This window comes from Streptomyces sp. P17 (assembly GCF_032436805.1).
GTDB lineage: Bacteria > Actinomycetota > Actinomycetes > Streptomycetales > Streptomycetaceae > Streptomyces.
The window spans coordinates 37842-57623 of record NZ_JAVRBF010000036.1; the positions used below are offsets into that span (position 1 = coordinate 37842).

The 19782-nt window shown below is 70.3% G+C and carries 20 protein-coding genes and 2 pseudogenes; 19 read left to right on the top strand and 3 right to left on the bottom strand.

What is annotated here, in order from left to right; all coding sequences use genetic code 11:
- Window positions 1-127: 127 nt before the first annotated feature.
- Genes RMT89_RS23255 through RMT89_RS23265 form a run of 3 tightly spaced genes read left to right on the top strand, consistent with a single transcriptional unit; the run spans window position 128 to window position 2161 of the window.
- Window positions 128-703, top strand: coding sequence for an FABP family protein (locus RMT89_RS23255; protein WP_315885707.1), 576 nt, complete (start codon window positions 128-130; stop codon window positions 701-703).
- Window positions 704-735: 32 nt separating this feature from the next.
- A complete protein-coding gene (locus RMT89_RS23260) occupies window positions 736-1185 on the top strand; it encodes a Fur family transcriptional regulator (protein ID WP_315885708.1) in 450 nt (149 codons plus the stop codon).
- A gap of 10 nt (window positions 1186-1195) precedes the next feature.
- Window positions 1196-2161 carry a folate-binding protein gene (locus tag RMT89_RS23265; protein ID WP_315885709.1) on the top strand — a complete coding sequence of 322 codons (966 nt, stop codon included), beginning with the start codon at window positions 1196-1198 and terminating at the stop codon, window positions 2159-2161.
- A 174-nt stretch (window positions 2162-2335) separates the two neighbouring features.
- Here the strand turns inward: RMT89_RS23265 and dtd are convergent, their stop codons facing one another.
- A complete protein-coding gene (dtd, locus tag RMT89_RS23270; protein WP_315885710.1) occupies window positions 2336-2761 on the bottom strand; it encodes a D-aminoacyl-tRNA deacylase in 426 nt (141 codons plus the stop codon).
- Window positions 2762-2919: 158 nt separating this feature from the next.
- Here dtd and RMT89_RS23275 point away from each other — a divergent pair, with 158 nt between their 5' ends.
- The 3 genes from RMT89_RS23275 (at window position 2920) to RMT89_RS23285 (ending at window position 6117) form a co-directional block, all read left to right on the top strand.
- Entirely contained in the window at window positions 2920-3507 is a 588-nt protein-coding gene (locus RMT89_RS23275; protein ID WP_315885711.1) for an aerial mycelium formation protein, read from the top strand.
- 182 nt (window positions 3508-3689) lie between these two features.
- Window positions 3690-4931 carry a GNAT family N-acetyltransferase gene (locus tag RMT89_RS23280; RefSeq protein ID WP_315885712.1) on the top strand — a complete coding sequence of 414 codons (1242 nt, stop codon included), beginning with the start codon at window positions 3690-3692 and terminating at the stop codon, window positions 4929-4931.
- A gap of 277 nt (window positions 4932-5208) precedes the next feature.
- On the top strand, window positions 5209-6117 hold the full coding sequence (locus RMT89_RS23285; protein ID WP_315885713.1) for a GntR family transcriptional regulator: 909 nt from the start codon (window positions 5209-5211) through the stop codon (window positions 6115-6117).
- A 36-nt stretch (window positions 6118-6153) separates the two neighbouring features.
- Here RMT89_RS23285 and RMT89_RS23290 read toward each other — a convergent pair whose 3' ends face one another.
- Window positions 6154-6342, bottom strand: coding sequence for a hypothetical protein (locus RMT89_RS23290; RefSeq protein WP_315885714.1), 189 nt, complete (start codon window positions 6340-6342; stop codon window positions 6154-6156).
- Window positions 6343-6493: 151 nt separating this feature from the next.
- On the opposite strand from RMT89_RS23290, the gene RMT89_RS23295 reads away from it, so the two are divergent.
- The 10 genes and pseudogenes from RMT89_RS23295 to RMT89_RS23340 all read left to right on the top strand — a co-directional run bounded on the left by RMT89_RS23295 (window position 6494) and on the right by RMT89_RS23340 (window position 17448).
- A complete protein-coding gene (locus tag RMT89_RS23295) occupies window positions 6494-7372 on the top strand; it encodes a GntR family transcriptional regulator (RefSeq protein ID WP_315885715.1) in 879 nt (292 codons plus the stop codon).
- Window positions 7373-7398: 26 nt separating this feature from the next.
- The gene (locus RMT89_RS23300) at window positions 7399-8118 is read left to right on the top strand and encodes an HAD family hydrolase (RefSeq protein ID WP_315885716.1); all 720 of its coding nucleotides are present in this window, start codon (window positions 7399-7401) and stop codon (window positions 8116-8118) included.
- Window positions 8119-8297: 179 nt separating this feature from the next.
- A complete protein-coding gene (locus tag RMT89_RS23305) occupies window positions 8298-9146 on the top strand; it encodes a winged helix-turn-helix domain-containing protein (RefSeq protein ID WP_315885717.1) in 849 nt (282 codons plus the stop codon).
- 223 nt (window positions 9147-9369) lie between these two features.
- Entirely contained in the window at window positions 9370-11514 is a 2145-nt protein-coding gene (locus tag RMT89_RS23310) for an aminoglycoside phosphotransferase family protein (protein WP_315885718.1), read from the top strand.
- A 29-nt stretch (window positions 11515-11543) separates the two neighbouring features.
- Window positions 11544-11867, top strand: a pseudogene (locus tag RMT89_RS23315) (TetR family transcriptional regulator); the annotation flags it as partial.
- Window positions 11860-13020 (top strand): annotated as a pseudogene (locus RMT89_RS23320) (AAA family ATPase); the annotation flags it as partial. The pseudogenes RMT89_RS23315 and RMT89_RS23320, both read left to right, overlap by 8 nt.
- Window positions 13021-13347: 327 nt before the next feature.
- Window positions 13348-14268 carry an NAD(P)-dependent oxidoreductase gene (locus RMT89_RS23325; RefSeq protein WP_315885756.1) on the top strand — a complete coding sequence of 307 codons (921 nt, stop codon included), beginning with the start codon at window positions 13348-13350 and terminating at the stop codon, window positions 14266-14268.
- Window positions 14269-14305: 37 nt separating this feature from the next.
- The gene (locus RMT89_RS23330) at window positions 14306-15238 is read left to right on the top strand and encodes an RNA polymerase sigma-70 factor (RefSeq protein ID WP_315885719.1); all 933 of its coding nucleotides are present in this window, start codon (window positions 14306-14308) and stop codon (window positions 15236-15238) included.
- An 83-nt stretch (window positions 15239-15321) separates the two neighbouring features.
- A complete protein-coding gene (locus RMT89_RS23335) occupies window positions 15322-16521 on the top strand; it encodes an FAD-dependent oxidoreductase (RefSeq protein ID WP_315885720.1) in 1200 nt (399 codons plus the stop codon).
- A 30-nt stretch (window positions 16522-16551) separates the two neighbouring features.
- The gene (locus RMT89_RS23340; protein ID WP_315885721.1) at window positions 16552-17448 is read left to right on the top strand and encodes an RNA polymerase sigma-70 factor; all 897 of its coding nucleotides are present in this window, start codon (window positions 16552-16554) and stop codon (window positions 17446-17448) included.
- Between the two features lie 3 nt (window positions 17449-17451).
- On the opposite strand, the gene RMT89_RS23345 is transcribed toward RMT89_RS23340, so the two are convergent.
- The gene (locus RMT89_RS23345; protein ID WP_315885722.1) at window positions 17452-17976 is read right to left on the bottom strand and encodes an AAA family ATPase; all 525 of its coding nucleotides are present in this window, start codon (window positions 17974-17976) and stop codon (window positions 17452-17454) included.
- A 97-nt stretch (window positions 17977-18073) separates the two neighbouring features.
- Between RMT89_RS23345 and RMT89_RS23350 the strand changes: the two genes are divergently transcribed.
- The 3 genes from RMT89_RS23350 to RMT89_RS23360 all read left to right on the top strand — a co-directional run bounded on the left by RMT89_RS23350 (window position 18074) and on the right by RMT89_RS23360 (window position 19779).
- Window positions 18074-18571 carry a helix-turn-helix transcriptional regulator gene (locus tag RMT89_RS23350; protein ID WP_315885723.1) on the top strand — a complete coding sequence of 166 codons (498 nt, stop codon included), beginning with the start codon at window positions 18074-18076 and terminating at the stop codon, window positions 18569-18571.
- Between the two features lie 86 nt (window positions 18572-18657).
- Entirely contained in the window at window positions 18658-19311 is a 654-nt protein-coding gene (locus RMT89_RS23355; protein WP_315885724.1) for a hypothetical protein, read from the top strand.
- A gap of 132 nt (window positions 19312-19443) precedes the next feature.
- On the top strand, window positions 19444-19779 hold the full coding sequence (locus tag RMT89_RS23360; RefSeq protein ID WP_315885725.1) for a DUF2516 family protein: 336 nt from the start codon (window positions 19444-19446) through the stop codon (window positions 19777-19779).
- Window positions 19780-19782: the final 3 nt, after the last annotated feature.

A 19782-nucleotide genomic window follows, 5' to 3' on the forward strand; every position in this document is an offset into this window, starting at 1 on the left:
GTCCCGTGATCCTCTTCTTCGAGATCCTGCTGGTTCTGGTCGCCATCGGCGTCCTCGGCTTCGCCGGACTGACCGTGAAGAAGCTGTACCAGGGCCAGCGCTGACCCACGTCTAGGAACTGCCACCCATGATCGAGATCCCGTCCGACCTCCACAAGGACCTCGTCCCGCTCGCCTTCCTGCTCGGCAACTGGGCCGGCGCGGGCGTGCACGACTTCCCCGGCTCCGAGAAGTGCAACTTCGGTCAGGAGGTCACCTTCACGCATGACGGCAGGGACTTCCTGGAGTACCAGTCCCGCACCTGGGTGCTGGACAACGACGGGAACAAGGTCAGGCCCCTGGAGTCCGAGCACGGCTTCTGGCGGATCGACGCCGACCGCAAGGTCGAGGTGACGATGACCCGGGACGACGGCGTCATCGAGATCTGGTACGGCGAGCTGGCCGACAAGAAGCCCCAGATCGACCTGGTCACCGACGCGGTGGCCCGTACGGCCGCCTCCGCCCCCTACACCGGCGGCAAGCGCCTGTACGGCTACGTCAAGAGCGACCTGATGTGGGTCGGCGAGAAGCAGACCCCCGAGGTCGAGCTGCGCCCCTACATGTCGGCGCATCTGAAGAAGGTCGTCACCCCGGAGGAGGTCGAACGCTGGGCCAAGGCCCTCCCGGACGACATGCCCGACGACGGGATCGCCTTCTTCAAGTAGGCCTTTCTTGAAGTAGCTCTAGACTCGACGGTGTGGTGAGCACCGACTGGAAGAGCGACCTCAGGCAGCGCGGCTACCGGCTGACGCCGCAGCGGCAACTCGTGCTCGAAGCCGTGGACACCCTTGAGCACGCGACCCCCGACGACATCCTCGCGGAAGTGAGGAAGACGGCGTCGGGGGTCAATATTTCGACGGTGTACCGGACCCTGGAGCTTCTGGAGGAGCTCGGTCTCGTCTCGCACGCGCACCTCGGGCACGGCGCGCCGACGTACCACCTCGCCGACCGGCACCACCACATCCATCTGGTCTGCCGTGACTGCACCAATGTGATCGAGGCGGATGTGTCGGTGGCCGCCGAGTTCACGGCCAAGCTGCGGGACACCTTCGGTTTCGAGACCGATATGAAGCACTTCGCGATCTTCGGGCGGTGCAAGGACTGCGCCCGGAAGAGCTCGCTGAAGAATTCAACTACCGAGTCGTAGGCTTACGTCCATGAAGAGCCCTCTGCTGACCCTGCCCGGCGCCGTCCCCGCCGAGGGCGTGGACGAAGGCGTCGCCGCCCACTACGGCGATCTGTTCCGCGAGCAGCGCGCCCTCGCCGACGGTGCCGGTTTCGTCGACCTCTCGCACCGCGGGGTCGTCGCCGTGACCGGTGAGGACCGGCTGAGCTGGCTGCATCTGCTGCTCACCCAGCACGTCAGCGATCTGCCCGCCGGTGAGGCCACCGAGGCGCTGATCCTCTCCGCGCACGGCCACATCGAGCACGCGCTGTACCTGGTGGACGACGGTACGACGGTCTGGGCCCACGTCGAGCCCGGCACCCAGGACGCGCTGATCGCGTACCTGGAGTCCATGAAGTTCTTCTACCGGGTCGAGGTCACCGACCGGACCGCCGACTTCGCCGTGGTGCATCTGCCCGCCGGGTCCATCGCCCAGGTCCCCGAGGGCGTCGTCGTACGCGAGACGGCGTACGGCCGTGATCTGTTCCTGCCGCGCGCGGACCTGGAGTCGTACGCCGGGAAGGCCGGCCCGGCAGCCGGACTGCTCGCTTACGAGGCCCTGCGCGTGGAGCACCACCGCCCGCGCCTCGGCTTCGAGACCGACCACCGCACGATCCCGCACGAGCTGGGCTGGATCGGCACCGCGGTGCATCTGCAGAAGGGCTGCTACCGGGGCCAGGAGACGGTCGCCCGGGTCCAGAACCTCGGCAAGCCGCCGCGTCGGCTGGTCTTCCTCCACCTCGACGGCAGCGAGGTCCATCTGCCGGTCGCGGGCACGGAGGTGCGGCGCGCGGACGAGGGGCCCGAGGGCCGCAAGATCGGCTTCATCACGACGTCGGTACGCCACCACGAGCTGGGCCCTGTGGCGCTGGCGCTGGTGAAGCGGAACGTGCCGACGGACGCCCCGCTGGTCGCCGGGGAGACGGCGGCGGCACAGGAAGTCGTCGTGGAGCCCTAGATCAGCCCTAGACCCGTACTTCGCAGGTCACCCGATCGTGAAGACCAAGCGGTCGTAGCTGATCGCTCGCCGGTCGGAACCGCAGCAGCGATGGCCGTCTCGGTCCGGCCCGGTCGAGATCGGACGCCGTGAGGCCGATGCGGAGAACCTTTTCGGCGACCTGCGAAGTACGGCCTAGATCTCCAGCAGGACGGTGAACGGGCCGTCGTTGGTGAGTGAGACCCGCATTCGGGCACCGAAGCGGCCCGTGGCCACCGTCGCGCCGAGCGCGCGCAGCTGGGCCACGACCTCGTCGACGAGCGGCTCGGCGATGTCGCCCGGTGCGGCGGCGTTCCAGGTGGGCCTGCGGCCCTTGCGGGCGTCGCCGTAGAGCGTGAACTGGCTGATCACCAGGAGCGGGGCGTCGATGTCGCTGCACGACTTCTCGTCGTGGAGCATGCGGATCGACCAGAGTTTGCGGGCGAGTTGGGCCGCCTTCTCCTTGGTGTCCTCATGGGTCACGCCCACGAGGACGCACAGCCCCTCCCCGACGATCTCCCCGACGGTCTGCCCCTCGACGACGACGCTCGCGCCGTCCACCCTCTGCACCACTGCTCGCATGGGCCCCATGATGCCGTGCGGCCGGAAGCGGAATGCAAGGGGCTTCTTTTTGATCCTTAACCCCCCATCTGGGGCCGATCGGGGGCACTCGGTCACATAGCGGCCACTTGGGGTGGCACGATGCTTCCACACGCCGGTCGAGGGGACGGTAGAGGCACATGAGCACACCGAGTACGGGGCAGCCGCCTGGGGCTGTCCCGTTGACCCACGCTGGAGAACGGACCCAGCTCCGGCCGCCCGCTCAGCGCACCGCGGTGGAACCGCCCGAGCCCGGTCTGACGGTCCTGAGCCTGCCCGAGCTGCGCACGCTGCGGCGGGACGCGCAGCGCGACGAGGCGGACCTGAGCTATGTGCGACGGCTGTTGCAGGGGCGGATCGACATCCTTCGGGCGGAGCTGGCACGACGGTCGCCGTTGGGCGCGGCGTCCGTCGTGGACCGGCTCCCGGAGATCCTCCGGGACGCCCCGGCCCGGCACCGCTCCTCGGCCCGCCACCTCACGCTGGGGACACCGCACAGCGAGGAGTACCGGCGGCTGGCGTCGGAGATGCTGGCGGAGGTGGAACTGTCGGACGTGACCGCGCGCACGGACACGGAACTGACCGAGGCGATGGCCCGCCTGGTGCGGTACGAGCAACAGGTCTCCCTGCGCCGACAGCGCCTCCAGCGAACGGCGGACGACAGCAGCGCGGAGATCGCCCGCCGGTACCGGGAGGGGGAGGCGCAGGTGGACGACCTGTTGCTGTGAGACGGGCCCGGCGCAGGGCGGGGTTTCACCCACCCGTGCCTGCGGGGTGCCGCTGCGTCCACCGCGAGGGAAACCGCCGCGACACCCCCACCGGCACCCACCCGTGCCTGCGGGGTGCCGCTGCGTCCACCGCGAGGGAAACCGCCGCGACACCCCCACCGGCACCGACCTACCGTGAGTCCATGACCCGCGCCGCTGACATCGACGTCCGACCGATCACCGAGACCGACCTCACCGACTGGCATCGCGCAGTGAACACCGGCTTCCTGCGCGAACCCACCCTCACCGAGGAGCAACTGGCCGCCCGCCGACCCTGGTTCGTCCCCGGCCGACTCCTCGGCGCCTTCGACGGAGACCGCTGCGTCGCCACCTTCCGCTCCTTCGACCAGCAGCTCACGACCGTCGGCGGCGCCCCCGTCCCGTCCGACGCCGTCACCAACGTCACCGTCTCCCCCACCCACCGCCGCCGGGGGCTCCTCAGCCGGATGATGCGGCAGGACCTGAACGCCGCCAAGGAGCGCGGTGACGTCGTCGCCACCCTCATCGCCGCCGAGTACCCGATCTACGGCCGCTACGGCTTCGGCCCCGCCACCACCATGGCCGAGTGGACGATCGACGTACCCCGCACCGGCCTCGACCCCCGCTGGTCAGGGCCCGAGGACGGCGGCCGTATCGACCTCGTCGACGCCCCGGACGTCCGCAAGCTCGGCCCCGAACTCCATGAGCGCCTGCGCCGCACCCAGCCGGGCGCCGTCAGCCGCGACGACCTGTGGTGGCAGCTCACCACCGGCGCCGTCCTGTTCTTCAACACCTTCCTGGAGCCCCACTACGCCGTGTACCGCTCGCCGGCCGGCGAGGTCGAGGGCATGGTGGCGTACACGGCAGACGATCACTGGGGCGACGGCAAGCAGCCGCTCAACACAGCGAAGGTGAAGTGGCTGATCGGCGTCACCCCGGCCGCCGAGCGCGCCCTGTGGCGGTACCTGTGCTCGATCGACTGGATCACCACCGTCAAGACCGGCTGGCGGGCCCCCGACGATCTGCTGCCGCACTTCCTGCCCGATCCACGAGCGGCCAGGCTCACCACCCAGGCCGACTGGATGTGGGTGCGGATCCTGGACGTCGTACGGGCCATGGAGGCGCGGACGTACGAGGGCGCGGGATCGCTGGTGCTGGAGATCGCCGGTGAAGGGCGGTACCGGATCGAGGCGGACGCCGACGGGACCGGGTCCTGCGCGGCCACCACCGACAGCGCCGACCTCACCCTCACCCTCTCCGACCTCGCCACCCTCTGGCTCGGCGACGAGTCCGCCGTACGGCTTGCCGCGCTCGGCCGGGTCGTGGAAGAACGAGCGGGCGCCGCCCGTGTGGCCGACGCCCTGCTGCGTACGTCCAGGCGGCCTTGGTGCCCGGACCTGTTCTGAGCTCCCTTCGCCGACGACAGGCCTTGTCCTCCGTACTCATCCGTAGCGTGCTCTTCAGTTGTGGTTGTTGTGCGGTGGTGCTGACTGAACCGGGCTCCCGGCTCCCCTCCGGAAGGGAGCCCGGCCAGCCGTTCCTGATCCTCGGATCGCCAACCCCCTGAAAGTTTGACCATGTTGCTCAAGTTGGCGACCAACTTCACTGTACTTATGACCGCGAAGAAGCGTCTCATAACCACCTTCCGGTGAACTGCCCAAAGATGGCGGGAAGTTGTACTGTTTGGCCGTGGACCCGGAACACGCCTCCGTCAATGGACGGAAGAGGCCACAGCGGTCACCGACGTCACATCGTGAGGTGGCCGATGAGCTGCGCCGCCGTATCAGATCCGGCGAACTCCGGCCCGGCCAGCGCATGCCCACCCAGGCCCGGCTGGCCGAGGAGTTCGGCGTGGAGCGGGGAGCCGTACGGCAGGCGCTGCGGATCCTGCAGTCGGAGCATCTGCTCACCAATGTGTCCAAGGGCAGCCCGGCCACCGTCGCCCCCGACCTCGGCAGGACGCTGACCGGCCCCGGAGCCCCGCCGCAGCCGACCATGGTGGCCCTCGCGCCCCGGATAGGGGCCGCCTTCGCCGCCCCGCACGTCGAGATCGACGCCCTCTGTCTGACCGCCATCTCCCTCACCCTCGCCATCGGTGAACCACTGCGCCAGATCCACGCCGGACGACTGAAACCGGCCAAGGTCGACGTCCGCGTCCTGCTGCCGAGCCGCCATATCGACCTCGCCTTCCCGGCCCCCGTGGACGCCACGGCCGCGGGCCGGCTGCGCCGCCGCTGGCTCGCCCAGCGCAACGCCCAGGGCCAGGTGCTCCAGCACAATCTGCTGGCCCTGCGGGCGACGCACGGCATCGATGTGCAGGTCACCTTTCGCGCGCTCCCCTTCACCCCACCGGTGAAGCTGTACCTGCTCAACGGCGCGGAGGCGCTCTTCGCCTACTACACGGTGACGCGTCGCGAGGAGGAGGTCGACCACGAGTTCCTGGAGATGTACGACGCCGAGGGCACCCAGTCCATGCTGTTCGCCTTCGAGCAGGGCGCCGGGCTGCGCGACACCACGTTCGTGGAGCAGTCCAATCTGTGGTTCAACTCCCTGTGGGAGACGATCAGTTCGGAGCTGGAGCTCACAAGCTGATCGTCCCCCGGGGCGGTTGATCCGGGAGTGCGCCGGTCATAGGGCGGGCCCCGAGACCAGCAGGGCGAGCACGACGGCCCCGGCGGAGCTGACGGCCGGACTCTTGGCCTTGATGCCTATGGTGAGCAGCAGGAGTCCGACGATGCCGGTGGTGCCGTACTTGACTTCGACAGTCTGTTCGATGCCGACGACGAGGATCGCGGCGAGGAGGGCGATGGCAGGCACGATGTTTCCCCCTTCTGTTTTCCCAACCTGAGGTAAAGCTTCCGCCAACTCGACCAAGTTGGTACCAACTCTGCTTATGTTGTCCCCACTTGGTTACTACTCATAAACAAGTCGCGAACAACTCCCCGTAGATGGAGTGGAGTTGTAGCGTTTGGTCGTGACTCAGGAGAACGTGGCAGTGAACGGCAGCAGCAGAGTCTCCCCCCAGCAGATCGCCGACGTGCTGCGGGAGCGCATCCGCGCCGGAGAGCTCAAGGCGGGCGACCGTCTGCCCACCCAGGCCGAACTCGCCGAGGAGTTCGACGTGGAGCGCGGCACCGTCCGCCAGGCCCTGCGCGCTCTCCAGGAGGACGGCCTGCTCAGCAACGTCAGCAAGGGCAGCCCACCGCGCATCGCCGCCCAGGCCCCGGCCCGCGGCGAGCCGAAGCCGACGATGGTCGGGCTCGGCCCCCGCCTGGTCGAGGCGTTCGCCGCCCGCGAGGTCCGCGTGGACGTCGTCTGCCACACCGCCGAGACCTTGATGCTGGCCCTCGGTGAGCCGCTGCGCCGGATCCACGAGGGCACGCTCCGCCCGGAGTCGATCGACGTCCGCATCCTGCTTCCCTCCCGCGAGATCACGCTCGCCTTCCCCGTCCTGGTCGAGGGCGACGCCGACGACGACTCGGTCCACAAGCGCTGGCTGGAGATGCGCAACGCCCAGGCCCAGGTCCTGCGCCACAACCTCCAGGCGGTGCGCAGCACCCATGGCATCGACGTCCATGTCACCTTCCGCGCGCTGCCGTTCACGCCCCCGGTGAAGCTGTATCTGCTCAACGGCGAGGAGGCGCTGATCGGGTACTACGTGGTCACCGAGCGGGCGGAGGAGTACGAGAGCAAGACCCTGGAGATGTACGACGCTCTGGGATCCCAGTCGCTGCTCTTCTCCTTCGCCAAGCAGGCCGCGGAGCGGGACGGGGCGTTCGTGGCGGAATCCCAGAAGTGGTTCGACGCCCTCTGGGAAACCATCACGACGGACCTGACACTCTCCTAGTGACCTCTGAGACCCAGACTGAAGCCGTGACGGACCGGACCGAGCCCGACCCCGCCGAGCTGAGGGGCCTGATCAAGAAAGCCCGAGTGGTGCTCTGGGACTTCGACGGGCCCGTCTGCCGTCTGTTCGCCGGGCACAAGGCGGAGAAGGTGGCGATGGAGCTGGTGGAGTGGCTGGAGGGCCGCGGCCTGCACGGTCTGCTGACGGAGGACGAGCGCAAGTCCCTCGACTCGCAGGTCGTGTTGCGCGCCGTGGACCGCCGGCATCCGGGCAGTGACCTGGCCGCCGAGTTGGAGGAACGTTTGACCAAAGAGGAGCTGAAGGCCACCTCCTCCGCGCTGCCGACCCCGTACGCCGACCCCCTGATACGGACCTGGACCGCGGTCGGCGTCCGCCTGGCCGTCACCACCAACAACTCCCCGCTGGTGGTGCACACGTATCTCGCGATCCGCAGCCTCACGGCGTGCTTCAGCCCACACATCTACGGCCGCACCCAGCAGCTCAACCACCTCAAGCCCGACCCGCACTGCCTCAACCGCGCCCTGAACGCGGTGGGCGCGGCCCCGAAGGACGCGCTGATGATCGGCGACGCCCCCACGGACTGCCTCGCCGCGCGGGCCGCCGGGGTTCCGTTCCTGGGCTACGCGCGTGACGAACACAAGGCGGGGCTGCTGCGCGCGGCCGGGGCGACGGTGATCGTCGGCTCGCTCGAGCCGGTGCTGCGGGTGGTGCGGTGCCGTGACTGACATAACCCTCCACCTTCCTGCCAATCCGGATTGAGGCCTTCAACTTGCAGTCCAATTGGACTGGTTGACTTGAGGTTGGTCTGCCCTGCCCCAGTGATCCCTTAACCAATCTGCCTGAGCTGCAGTCCAGTTGGCCGGAAACCGGCGCGGCAGTGGACGGCAGGCGGTACGGTCCAGTTGTGGACAAGGAGTTCGAGAGGCTCGCTGGCGTGCTCAGAAGCCGGATCACCGACGGGACGTACCTGTTGGGGGCCTCCCTGCCGTCCCAGCGTGATCTCGCCGACGAATTCGTCGTCTCCCGCGACACGGTTCAGCGCGCCCTGCGGGAGCTGGCCGGCGAAGGCTGGATCGAGTCACGCCGGGGCAGCGGCTCGCGGGTGATCAAGACCCAGCGCATACAGTCCTCGACGGCCACCTCCGGCAGCTCCCCCGTGACGCTCGGCCCGCTCATCAGCGAGGCCTTCCAGCGACCCGATGTCGCCCTGGACGTCTACACGTTGACCTCGGAGTCACTGGAGGCCCACGTCCGTCTCCAGGCGGAGCGCATCCGACGCCGCGAGCTGCGGCCCCAGAGCATCACGCTGCGCATGCTGCTGCCCGACGAGAGCCTGGCCATGCCCTACCCCCGGTCCAAGTCCGACCCGGTCGATCCGAGACCGGCCGAGCGGATGCGCGAGACCAGCCGCAGGACCTCGGCATCGTTGCGGCGCCTGCTCAGGGACCTGCAGACCGAGGAGCTGGTGCCGTCGGCCCAGGTGGAGATCCGGCGCGTCCCGCTGGTCCCCGCCTTCAAGCTCTATCTGCTGGGCGGCGTCGAGGCCCTGCACGGCATGTACGAGGTCATCGAGCGCCGGATGGAGCTGGACACCGGCGAGGTGATCGAGGCCCTCGACGTACTGGGCCTCGGCGCCACCCTGACCCACCACGTCAAGGACGACGACCCGGACTCCCCGGGATCCGTCTTCGTGGACACCATGCGCTCGTGGTTCGACTCGGTGTGGCACCGGCTCTCGGAGGCGGACGGGTAGCTCGCCGGTAGCCCCGGCACCGTGCGCTAGCATTCCCGCACCGTCTGAGCCAGCGCTCCGCTGCGTGCGTGTCGAGGCAGTACAGCCCACCACCCGTCGTGGCTGTTCGAGTCCGGATCAGGGCGTGCCTGGTACAACCCGTGATTAATGTTCGGCCTTACCTTCCGTCTCCCGCGATGCACCGGAGCGACCTGTGGGCGCACCACCCTCTCCCTTTCCCCACTTGGGGGAACGCGCCGTCTCGCAGACGATCTGGAGCTTTGTGCTGCGGGCCACGCAGCAGGGCCGGCCGACGCGCGGACACCACAACCAGAATTACGTCCTGCCGGTCACGGACGACGTGGCGCACGCCCTGGGTCTCGACTCCGAGACGCCGGTGACGGTTCGGATGCGCCGTACCGACGCACTGCCGGTGGTGATCAGGACCTGGCAGGACGAGGCGGCGATCCTCGACGCCGTGAACGGCGTCCTGCCGTCCCCGAAGTGCCTTTACCGGGCACGCGAGTTCTCGATCCACAGCTATGTGGAGGGCGTTCCGCTGTCCAGCGTGTGCGGTAACGGCAAACCCCTCGACACCCTGCTCGTGAAGGCCCTGGCCGACCTGCTGGCCAGGGCGACCGAGGTACCCCGACGGGCGATGCCGGCCCTGCCTGGCTGCTGGCCGCGCGACGACCGGGACAGCCGAGGCTTTCTGCGGACGCTGGCGCACCTGGCCGACCAGCAGATCCGGCAGCCCAACTGGGATGCCTTCGGCGGACTGTTCGCGGCGCTCGGCATCCCCCAGGAGGCCCTGACCCGCTTCGCCGAGCGGGTCCCGGCGATGATCCGGCGGCCGTACAGCTTCCTGCACACCGATCTCCACCGCGAGAACCTGATCATGTCGTACGCGGGTGACCCGCCCCTCATCTGCGTCGACCTGGAACTGGCGACCTACGGCGATCCCCTGCACGACCTCGCGACCCACCTGGTGCGCTCGCGCTACCCCGCCCACCAGTGGGACGAGGTGATCGACGCCTGGGCGGCGGCCATGGAGAGGATGCGGCCCGCGGCGGTCGACGGTCTGGCCAAGGACCTGCGCCACTACGTCGCCTTCGAGCGGGCGCAGTCGGTCTACCCGGACGTCATGCGCGCGGCGGAATCCCTGCGGGACTCGTCCGACCAGAAGAGCCTGGACGAGGCGACCGCGCGGGTGCACGAGGCGCTGACGGCGGCGGCCGGTCCGCTCGAACTCCGGAACCTGCCGGGGGAGCCGGAGATCGAGGGGATCCTCTTCCGGTGGCGAGAGGCCAGGGCCGACGGTTCGCCGCTGCGGAACAAGCGCCTGGTGTGGATGTCGGACAGCCGTGTTCCGGAGCGCCCGGACTTTCCCCACTCCGCGGTGCGCAAGGCGCTGCACGCGGAGGGCGCGGCCCCGGCCAGCCGGGTCTTCAAGGGGACCGGGCACCTCAACTCCGTGATCGAGGTGTCCGGCGTGGGCTTTCCGGTCGTGGTGCGCCGCAAGGTCGCGAACATCTGCCGACGCGAGCGCGGCTATCTGAGCGAGCACGCGGTGCTCGGCGTCATCGAGGAGTCGCGGTGCGAGGTGTCGGCGCCGAGGGCCCTGGCGCTGGGCCGGAGCTATCAGGGTGAGCCGTTCGCCATCCACACCTACGCGGGGCCGCCCCTCAGCAGCGGGCTGCCCCCCGAGCATCCGGTGGACGGACTGCGGCCGCACGAGGCGGACTGCCTCGTGGACCAGTTGCGCGCGCTCACGAAGGTGGACTACACGAAGGTCGACCCGACCGCCGGTCATGTCCCCTTCTACACCTGGCTGAGCGAGCAGCTGGTGGAGCTTGTCGGTGAGCTGCCGAGGGAGTCGCAGCAGTTCGCCCGGCTCCTCGGGCTGCCTGACGGCCCGCGGCTCGGGCAGATCCTGGCCCGGCATCAAGTGCGAGAGCGCAAGCCCGCCCTCCTGCACGGCGATCTGAACCCGTGGAACCTGGTGCGCCGCGGCGACGGCCCGCCGTTGACCATCATCGACTGGGAGATGGCGGTCGTCGGTGACCCGCTCTACGACCTGGTACGGCACATACACCTGACCCCGACCCGGTCGGAGATCCGCGAGCGCATGCAGCAACGCTGGGTGCGTCTGCTGGAACCGGAGTACACCGCCCACTGGCGAGCCGACTGGCGGGCCTACCGCCGGATCGAGATCATGCGGTCCGCGTACATCGACCTGGACCGCCTGGTGACCGGAGCGAGTCTGGACGCCCCCAACGTCCGCCGTGCCGTCGACGCGTACGCGATGACCCTGGCGACCGCCACCGGATCTCTCGGGCTGCGCACCCGCCTCACGGCGAACCCCTTCCTGGCCCGCGCCCTCGCCTGACGCCGCGCCCGCCTGCGTAGGCTCGGCCCATGAGCGAGATCGGCCTGCGGGAGCGCAAGAAGCGGCGGATGTACGAGGCCGTGTCGGAGGTGGCGATCCGGCTCTTCCTGGAGAAGGGCTTCGACGCGGTGTCGGTCGCGGAGGTCGCCGCCGCGGCGGAGATCTCGAAGCCGACGCTCTTCCGGTACTTCCCGGCCAAGGAGGATCTCGTCCTGCACCGGATCTCCGATCACGAGGACGAGGCGGCGCGCGTGGCCGCCGAGACGGCGGGATCGCCGGTCGACGCGCTGCGGCGGCACTTTCTCGACGGGCTTGAGCGGTGCGATCCGGTCACCGGTCTCAATGAACCCCCAGCGCATCCAGCGCTCCGGCCTGCTGATCCTCGGCCCCAACCGGACCTTCCTCGCCTATATCTCCGAGGTGCTCCCGGCCCTCGGCGAGACGGGCGTACGTCAGTCGACGCTCCTGGAGGAGATCGCCCGGCATCCGGTCAGGGGCGCCGACGAGGAGCGGGCGGCGGCTCTCAAGCACGATGCCCGGATGGCGGAGGTGCTGCGCCGGGCGCTGTACGCGCGGGGGGCCGAGGAGGGGGCGGGTGCGCTGGTCGTGCCGGACGGCTCGTACCGCTGGCGGGTCGGCGAGGGCGAACTGGCGCGGATCGTCAGGGAGGTGCGGGGCGAGGAGCTGCCGTACGACGTCGGCCGGGAGCGGGTGCGGACACGGATCGTGGGGGCCCTGCGGCGGCAGGCCGAGCGGCGGTCGGGGCCGCGGCCGAACGCCTGGGTGCGCGGGATGTCGGGGAGGCGGGGCGCCGGGCCGTATGTCGACGCGGTGTGGCCGCGGGTGCGGCCGGAGGAGGTGCTCGCCGAACTCCTTACGGAGCCGGAGGCGTTGGCGACGGCGGCGGGCGGCCTCCTCGACACCGAGGAGCAGAAGGCGCGGCTGTGGGAGAAGCCGCCGCGGTCGTGGAAGTCGGCACGCTGGTCGTCCGCGGACCTGGTCCTCCTCGACGAACTGGCCGGGCAGATCGAACATCCCCCGGGCTACGGCCATGTCGTCGTCGACGAGGCGCAGGACCTGTCCGCCATGGAGTGCCGGGCGATCGCCCGCCGGGCACCCTTCGGCTCGCTCACGGTGCTCGGGGATCTGGCGCAGGGGACGACGCCGTGGGCGGCACGGTCCTGGACGGAACTACTCGGGCATCTGGGCAAGCCGGACGCGGAGTTGGTGCCGCTGACCACCGGTTTCCGTATGCCGGCGGCGGTGGCGGACCTGGCGAACCGGCTGCTGGCCCGCCTCGACGTGGAGGTCCCGGCGGCCCGTTCCCTGCGCCGGGACGGCGAGTTGCGCCGGCGCGAGACGCGGGCCGGGGACGTGCCCGAAGCGGTCGCGACGGCAGTACGGCACGCCCTCGCGACGGAGGGCGCCATCGGAGTCCTTGCCGCCGATTCCGACGTACCCGCGCTGCGCGAGAGGGCGGTGACCGCGGGCTCGGTGACCGCGGCGAGGCTGCCGTAGTTGCTCAGCCGGCCCCGCACCCCGGGCCGTCCACGGTGAAGCCGAGAGAGGCGTCCTGCACCTGGTCGTCCAGCAGGAACCGCGGCCCGAGCCGCTCCGCCAGCGCACGGCACGGGCCCTGGCCGCCGCCCGGTCGTAGCCGTCGGGAAACTCCCGATGGGCCGGTCCCGGCAGGCGGTCCAGGCTGTGCAGCAGGTCGAGAACGCGCTGGTCGCCTGGTATGAGGGCCAGGCTGCGGAGGGCATGTCACAGGCGGCGGGGCTGTCTCGTCCCAGGGGTGAGAGGCCGTTCTCGGAACAGGGGCAGGTGAGGGTCATGCGGGTGTTCGTGGCAGGCGGGGCCGGGATGCTGGGGCGGAGGCTGGTGCCGCGGCTGGTGGCGCGGGGGCATGAGGTGACGGCTACGACGACCGACGCGGCCAAGCTGGGCGCGCTGGAGGCGCTGGGCGCCCGGGCCGTCGTGATGGACGGGCTCGACGCGATGTCGGTCGGGGAGGCGGTGGGTACCGCCCGGCCGGATGCGGTCGTGCACCAGATGACCGCGATCGCCGGGAAGCCCGACATCAAGCACATGGACCGCTGGTTCGCCACCACCAACCGGCTGCGCACCGAGGGCACCGACCACCTGCTGGCCGCCGCCGAGGCGACCGGCGTGCCGCATGTCGTCGCGCAGAGCTACGGCGCCTGGAACGGCATCCGCGAGGGCGGCTGGATCAAGACCGAGGACGATCCGACCGACCCCCTGACCGGCACCCCGGCCGAGCCGGTCATGGCGGCGATCCGGCATGTCGAGGAGTCGGTCGTGAAGGCGGGCGGCGCGGCCCTGCGGTACGGCGCGTTCTACGGCGCGGGCGCGACCGACGACCAGGTGGCGCTCGTCCGGAAGCGGCAGTTCCCGTTGGTCGGCCGGGGTACCGGGTACTGCTCCTGGATCCACCTCGACGACGCGGCCGACGCCACCGTGCTGGCGGTGGAGCAGCGGGCGACGGGCGTGTACGACATCGTCGACGACGAACCCGCCCCGGCGGCCGAGTGGCTGCCGCACCTGGCCGCCTGCGCGGGTGCCAAGCCGCCGATGCGGGTGCCGGTGTGGCTGGCGCGGCTGCTGGCGGGGGAGGTCGCCGTGGTGATGATGACGGAGGGCCGCGGCTTCTCCAACGCCAAGGCGAAGCGGGAGCTGGGGTGGACGCTGCGGTATCCGTCGTGGCGGCAGGGGTTCAGGGAGGAGTTGGCGTGAGGCGACGTGCTTCGAGGCGATCAGAGGAGTTCTCGGCGTGACCCGTACAGAGGAGTTCGAGGAGCTGCGGACGCTGCTGTTCGCGATCGCGTACCGGATTCTCGGCAGCGTCAGTGAGGCCGAGGACGCGGTGCAGGAAGCCTGGCTGCGCTGGGAGGCCGTGCAGACGCGGCCGGCGTCCACAAAGGCGTATCTGTCGGCCGTGGTCACCCGGATCTCCATCGACGTCCTGCGGTCGGCACGGGTACGCAGGGAGGCGTACGTCGGCCCCTGGTTCCCCGAGCCCCTGCTGAACGACCCCTACGAGGACCCGGAACGCTCGGCGGAGCTCGCGGACTCCTTGTCGATGGCGGCGCTGGTCCTGCTGGAGCGGCTGACGCCGTTGGAGCGGGCGGTGTTCGTGCTGCGCGAGGTGTTCGGGTTCGGTTTCCCGGAGATCGCCTCGGCGGTGGACCGCTCGGAGGCGGCGTGCCGTCAGCTGGCGGTACGGGCGCGGCGGCACATGGACGAGGGGCGGCCGAGGTTCGAGGCGGACCGCAAGGAGCGGGACGAGCTGGCGGAGCGGTTCTTCGACGCGTTCCGCGAGGGGGACGTGGACGGACTGCGGGAACTGCTCGCCGGGGACGTCCAGATGGTCGGCGACGGCGGCGGCAAGGCTCCGCAGTGGGCCAGGGCCATCGTGGGCGCCGAGAACGTGTCCCGGCTGCTGGTCTCGCTGTCGCAGCCCTTCGGCCTGATCGGCGTCCAGGCCGAGCCCCACGAGGTGAACGGCCAGCCGGGCGTGATCTTCCGGGACCGGGACGGCAAGGTCATCAACATCATGGCGATCGACATCGCGGACGGCCGCGTCCAGACGATCCGCTCGGTCATCAACCCCGAGAAGCTGACGCATGTGGGCCCGGTGGCGGACGCGTGGGCGGTGATGCGGGAGTGGAACAGGGCGCGAAGGCCGGAGGCGAAGGAGTCCTAGCGGAGTGATCTGGATCACGTCCTGTCACATCCGCTCCCCGGCCGGTGTCTGAAGGCCGAATCCCTGCAATCGGAGGAGGCACCGTGACGGAGAGCATCGAGGTCGTTGTCGTGGGGGGCGGGTACGCCGGGGTGATGGCGGCCAATCGGCTGACGCAGCGCGAGGACGTGCGGGTGACCGTCGTCAATCCGCGGGCGAGTTTCGTCGAGCGGGTGCGGCTGCATCAGCTGGTGGGCGGGTCCCATGACGCCGTGGCCGAGTACCGGGAGGTGCTGGCCGACGGGGTGCGGCTCGTCGTCGACTCCGTGAGCCGGATCGACGCCGCCGGGCGCGGGGTGGTCCTGGCTTCCGGGGGCACGGTCTCGTACGACTGTCTCGTCTACGCCGTGGGGAGCGGCAGCGCCGATCCGGGTGTCCCCGGTGCCGCCGAGTTCGCCCGTCCCGTCGCCACACTCGAGGAGGCGGAGCGGCTGCGGACGGTCCTGTTCGACACGCCCGTCTCCGCCCCGGTCACGGTCGTCGGCGCCGGGCCGCTCGGTATCGAGGTCGCCGCCGAGCTGGCGGAGGAGGGGCGCGCCGTCACCCTCGTGTGCGGCGGGGAGCTCGGGCCGTATCTGCACGCGCGCGGCCGGCGTTCCGTCGGCAAGCGGATGGCCGGGCTCGGCGTGATCGTCCTCGACGGGCCCGGCAGCAGGGCGACCGCCGTGACGCGGGATGCCGTACGGCTGGACGACGGCCGTGAGGTGCCGAGCGCGGTGACCATCTGGGCCGCCGGGTTCGGTGTACCGGATCTGGCCGCGCGCAGCGGTCTGAGCACCGACGCCGTGGGCCGCCTGCTCACGGACGAGACGCTGACCAGCGTGGACGACGTACGTATCGTCGCGGCCGGCGACTCCGCGGCCCCGTCGGACCTGCCGCTGCGGATGAGCTGCCAGGCCGCGATACCGCTCGGCGCGCGGGCCGCGGACACCGTGCTCAGCCGGATCGCGGGGGAGGAGCCGTCGACCCTCAACCAGGCCTTCGCGGGGCAGTGCATCAGCATCGGCCGACGGGCCGGCATCTTCCAGTTCGCCCACCGGTACGACCTGGCGGTGTGGTTCCACATCGGCGGCCGCCCCGGCGCGAAGCTCAAGGAGTTCGTGTGCAAGGGCATCGTCGGGCATCTGTCCGGCGAGGCGGACAAGCCGGGCTCGTACCGCCTGCACAAGGTCTCGGGAGGCCCCAAGCGGGCCCAGCTCCTGGAGGCCAGGCGCACCGAGGCCACCGCCGAACACGTGGCCTAGTCCGCGCCCGTACTGGGGAGAGAAACGACCATGAGTGATCACGCCACCGACCAGGCGACCGAGATCTTCGTCGCCCGCCGCAGCCTCCTGTTCACCGTCGCCTACGAGATGCTCGGCTCGGCGGCCGACGCCGAGGACGTTCTCCAGGAGACCTGGCTGCGGTGGGTCGAACTCGACCTGGACCAGGTGCGTGACCCCCGGGCCTACCTGGTCCGGATGACCACCCGGCAGGCGCTCAACCGCCTGCGCAGCATGAAGCGCCGCAAGGAGGCGTACGTGGGCCCCTGGCTGCCGGAGCCGCTGCTCACCTCGCCGGACGTGGCCGAGGATGTCGAGCTGGCCGAGAGTGTCTCGATCGCGCTCATGCTCGTCCTGGAGACCCTCACGCCGACGGAACGCGCCGTCTTCGTCCTCCGCGAGGTCTTCGACGTCGGCTACGACGAGATCGCCGCCGCCGTCGACAAGACCCCCGCGGCGGTACGCCAGATCGCCCACCGCGCCCGGCAGCACGTCGAGTCCCGCCGCCCTCGCGAGGCCGTCTCCGCGAGCCGGACCCGGGCGGCGCTGGACTCCTTCCGGCGCACCCTGGAGACCGGCGACCTCCAGGGTCTGCTCGACGTCCTCGCCCCCGACGTCGTCCTCATGGCCGACGGCGGCGGGCTCAAGCAGGGGGCCGTGCGCCCGATCCTCGGCGCCGACCGGGTGGGCCGCTACATCATCGGCGGCATCGGAAAGGCCAAGGTCACGATCGCCTACGAGCCCACCGTCATCAACGGCCACCCGGCCCTCGCCCTGCGCGTGAACGGCGAGACCGACGGCATCATGGCGGTCCGCCTGGCCGACGACCGCATCACCGGCCTCTACTACGTCCGCAACCCCGAGAAGCTGACACGCATCGGGGCGGAGACCCGCCTGACGCTGCGCTGAACCTCAGCTCTTGACGGCCTCCGCGATCCGCCGGGCGGCCTGAGCGGGCGTGAGGTGCGTGGTGTCGACGACCTCGGCCTCGGCGTGCAGCCAGGTGCGGGCCGCCTCGGCGTAGGGCTCAAGGTAGTGGAGGCGGAACGGGGAGTCGGGGCCGAGCACCGTGTCGCCCGCGATGCGCCCGCGGAGGGTGTCCTGGTCGGCGTGGAGAACGAAGTGCCGTACCGGAATGGCGTGTTGGGCCAGGCCCGCACTGATCTCGCGCCAGTACTCCTCGACCAGCACGGTCATGGGCACCACCAGAGTCCCGCCGGTGTAGTCGAGCACCCGGCGGGCGGTCTCCACGACGAGCGGCCGCCACGGCGGCCAGTGCTGGAAGTTGTCCGTCGCGGGCAGCGCCGGCGTGATGTCCATGAGCGTCTCGCCGACCTTCTCGGCGTCGAACACCCGCGAATCCGGGATCAGCCGCTGCACCAGCGCACTGGTCGTCGTCTTGCCCGCGCCATGGGTGCCGTTGAGCCATACGATCACGGGCCCGACGCTAGCGCAGCGCGGCTGCGGCATGACGTGGCGCACTATTGCAAGCAGGTGCTTGCAATAGTTAGCGGGGGTGGTGCAAGGTGGGGGTATGGCAACGCTCAACGTCGGCAATCTCGGTGAGTACCTGCGCGAGCAGCGGCGAAACGCCCAGCTCTCGTTGCGGCAGCTCGCCGATGCCGCCGGGGTGTCCAACCCGTACCTGAGCCAGATCGAGCGCGGGCTGCGCAAGCCGAGCGCGGAGGTGCTCCAGCAGGTCGCCAAGGCGCTGCGGATCTCCGCCGAGACGCTGTATGTGCGGGCCGGAATCCTGGACGCCGAGCGGGACCGGAACGAGGTGGAGACGCGCGCCGTCATCCTCGCCGATCCCACGCTGAGCGAGCAGCAGAAGCAGGCGCTGCTCCAGATCTACGAGTCCTTCCGCAAGGAGAACGGCTTGGGGATCACGGCGGCCGAGGACGCCATGACGGGCACTGACCCCGGCGACGACGCCGGGCCCGTCCAGCTAGACGACGGCAAGGACGCCGACGTAGCAGACGTGATAACGGACACCGAGGACCCGCAGGAGCCGCGGCAGTCGGCCGGCTGAGCCGGGCAACCGGCCGCCGTCGCACGCGCCCGCGGGACCACACCCACACCACCCTCATCTGCAAGCGACCCGGGAGGACCATCACCATGGCCATCACCGACGACCTCCGTAAGACCCTCAGCGACCCGACCCCGCTCTACTTCGCCGCCGGCACCGCCGACCTGGCCTTCCAGCAGGCCAAGAAGGTCCCGAGCCTGGTGGAGCAGCTGCGCGCCGAGGCCCCGGCCCGGATCGAGGCCGTGCGCAACACCGACCCGAAGGCCGTCCAGGAGAAGGCCGCCACCCGCGCCAAGGAGGCGCAGGCCCGCGTCAAGGAGACGCAGGAGACCCTCCAGGCGAAGGTCAGCGAGTTCATCGGCACCCTCGACGGTGACCTGAAGAAGCTCGGCAGCACCCTCGACGCCGACCTGAAGAAGATCGGCGAGAGCGCTCAGGACTTCGCGCTGCGCGGCGTCGGCGTGGCCGCCGAGTACGCCGTGAAGGCCCGTGAGACCTACGAGAAGGTCGCCGAGCACGGCGAGCAGGCCGTGAAGACCTGGCGCGGCGAGGCGGCCGAGGGGATCGAGGAGCTCGCCGTGGCCGTCGAGCCGAACGCCGAGCCCGTCGAGGTCAAGGAAGAGGACAAGCCGGCCGAGGCAAAGCCCGCCGCGACGGCCGCGCCGAAGAGGTCCACCACCGCCAAGAAGACGGCGCCGCGCAAGACGACGACCGCCAAGAAGACGACCCCGCCCGCGAAGTAACCGCGCGGGGCGACAACCGGACGGGTCGGGCACTTACCGGGTGCTCGGCCCGTTGACCGGGTAGCGGGCCTGCCGTTGCGGGTACGGTGACCGCGTAGGGACGAGCCGAGTCGGGTGGTGGACGTAGTGCTGATGCAGGGCTTCGCAAACTTCATGTGGCTGCTGAGCATGGCCCTGATCCTTTTCAGCGGCTTCGCGCTGATCGACGCCGCCACGCGCCGCGAGGACGCCTACCGCGCGGCCGACAAGAAGACCAAGCCGTTCTGGCTCATCATCCTCGGGCTCGCCTTCGTGGTGAACCTGATCTTCAACATCCTGTCGTTCCTGCCGATCATCGGCCTCATCGCGACCATCGTCTACATGGTCGACGTCCGCCCGGCGATCCGCAGCCTGCCCGGGGGCGGCCGCAACACGCGGCGCGGTTCGAGCAGCGACGGCCCGTACGGCCCGTGGAACGGCGGACGGTAACTA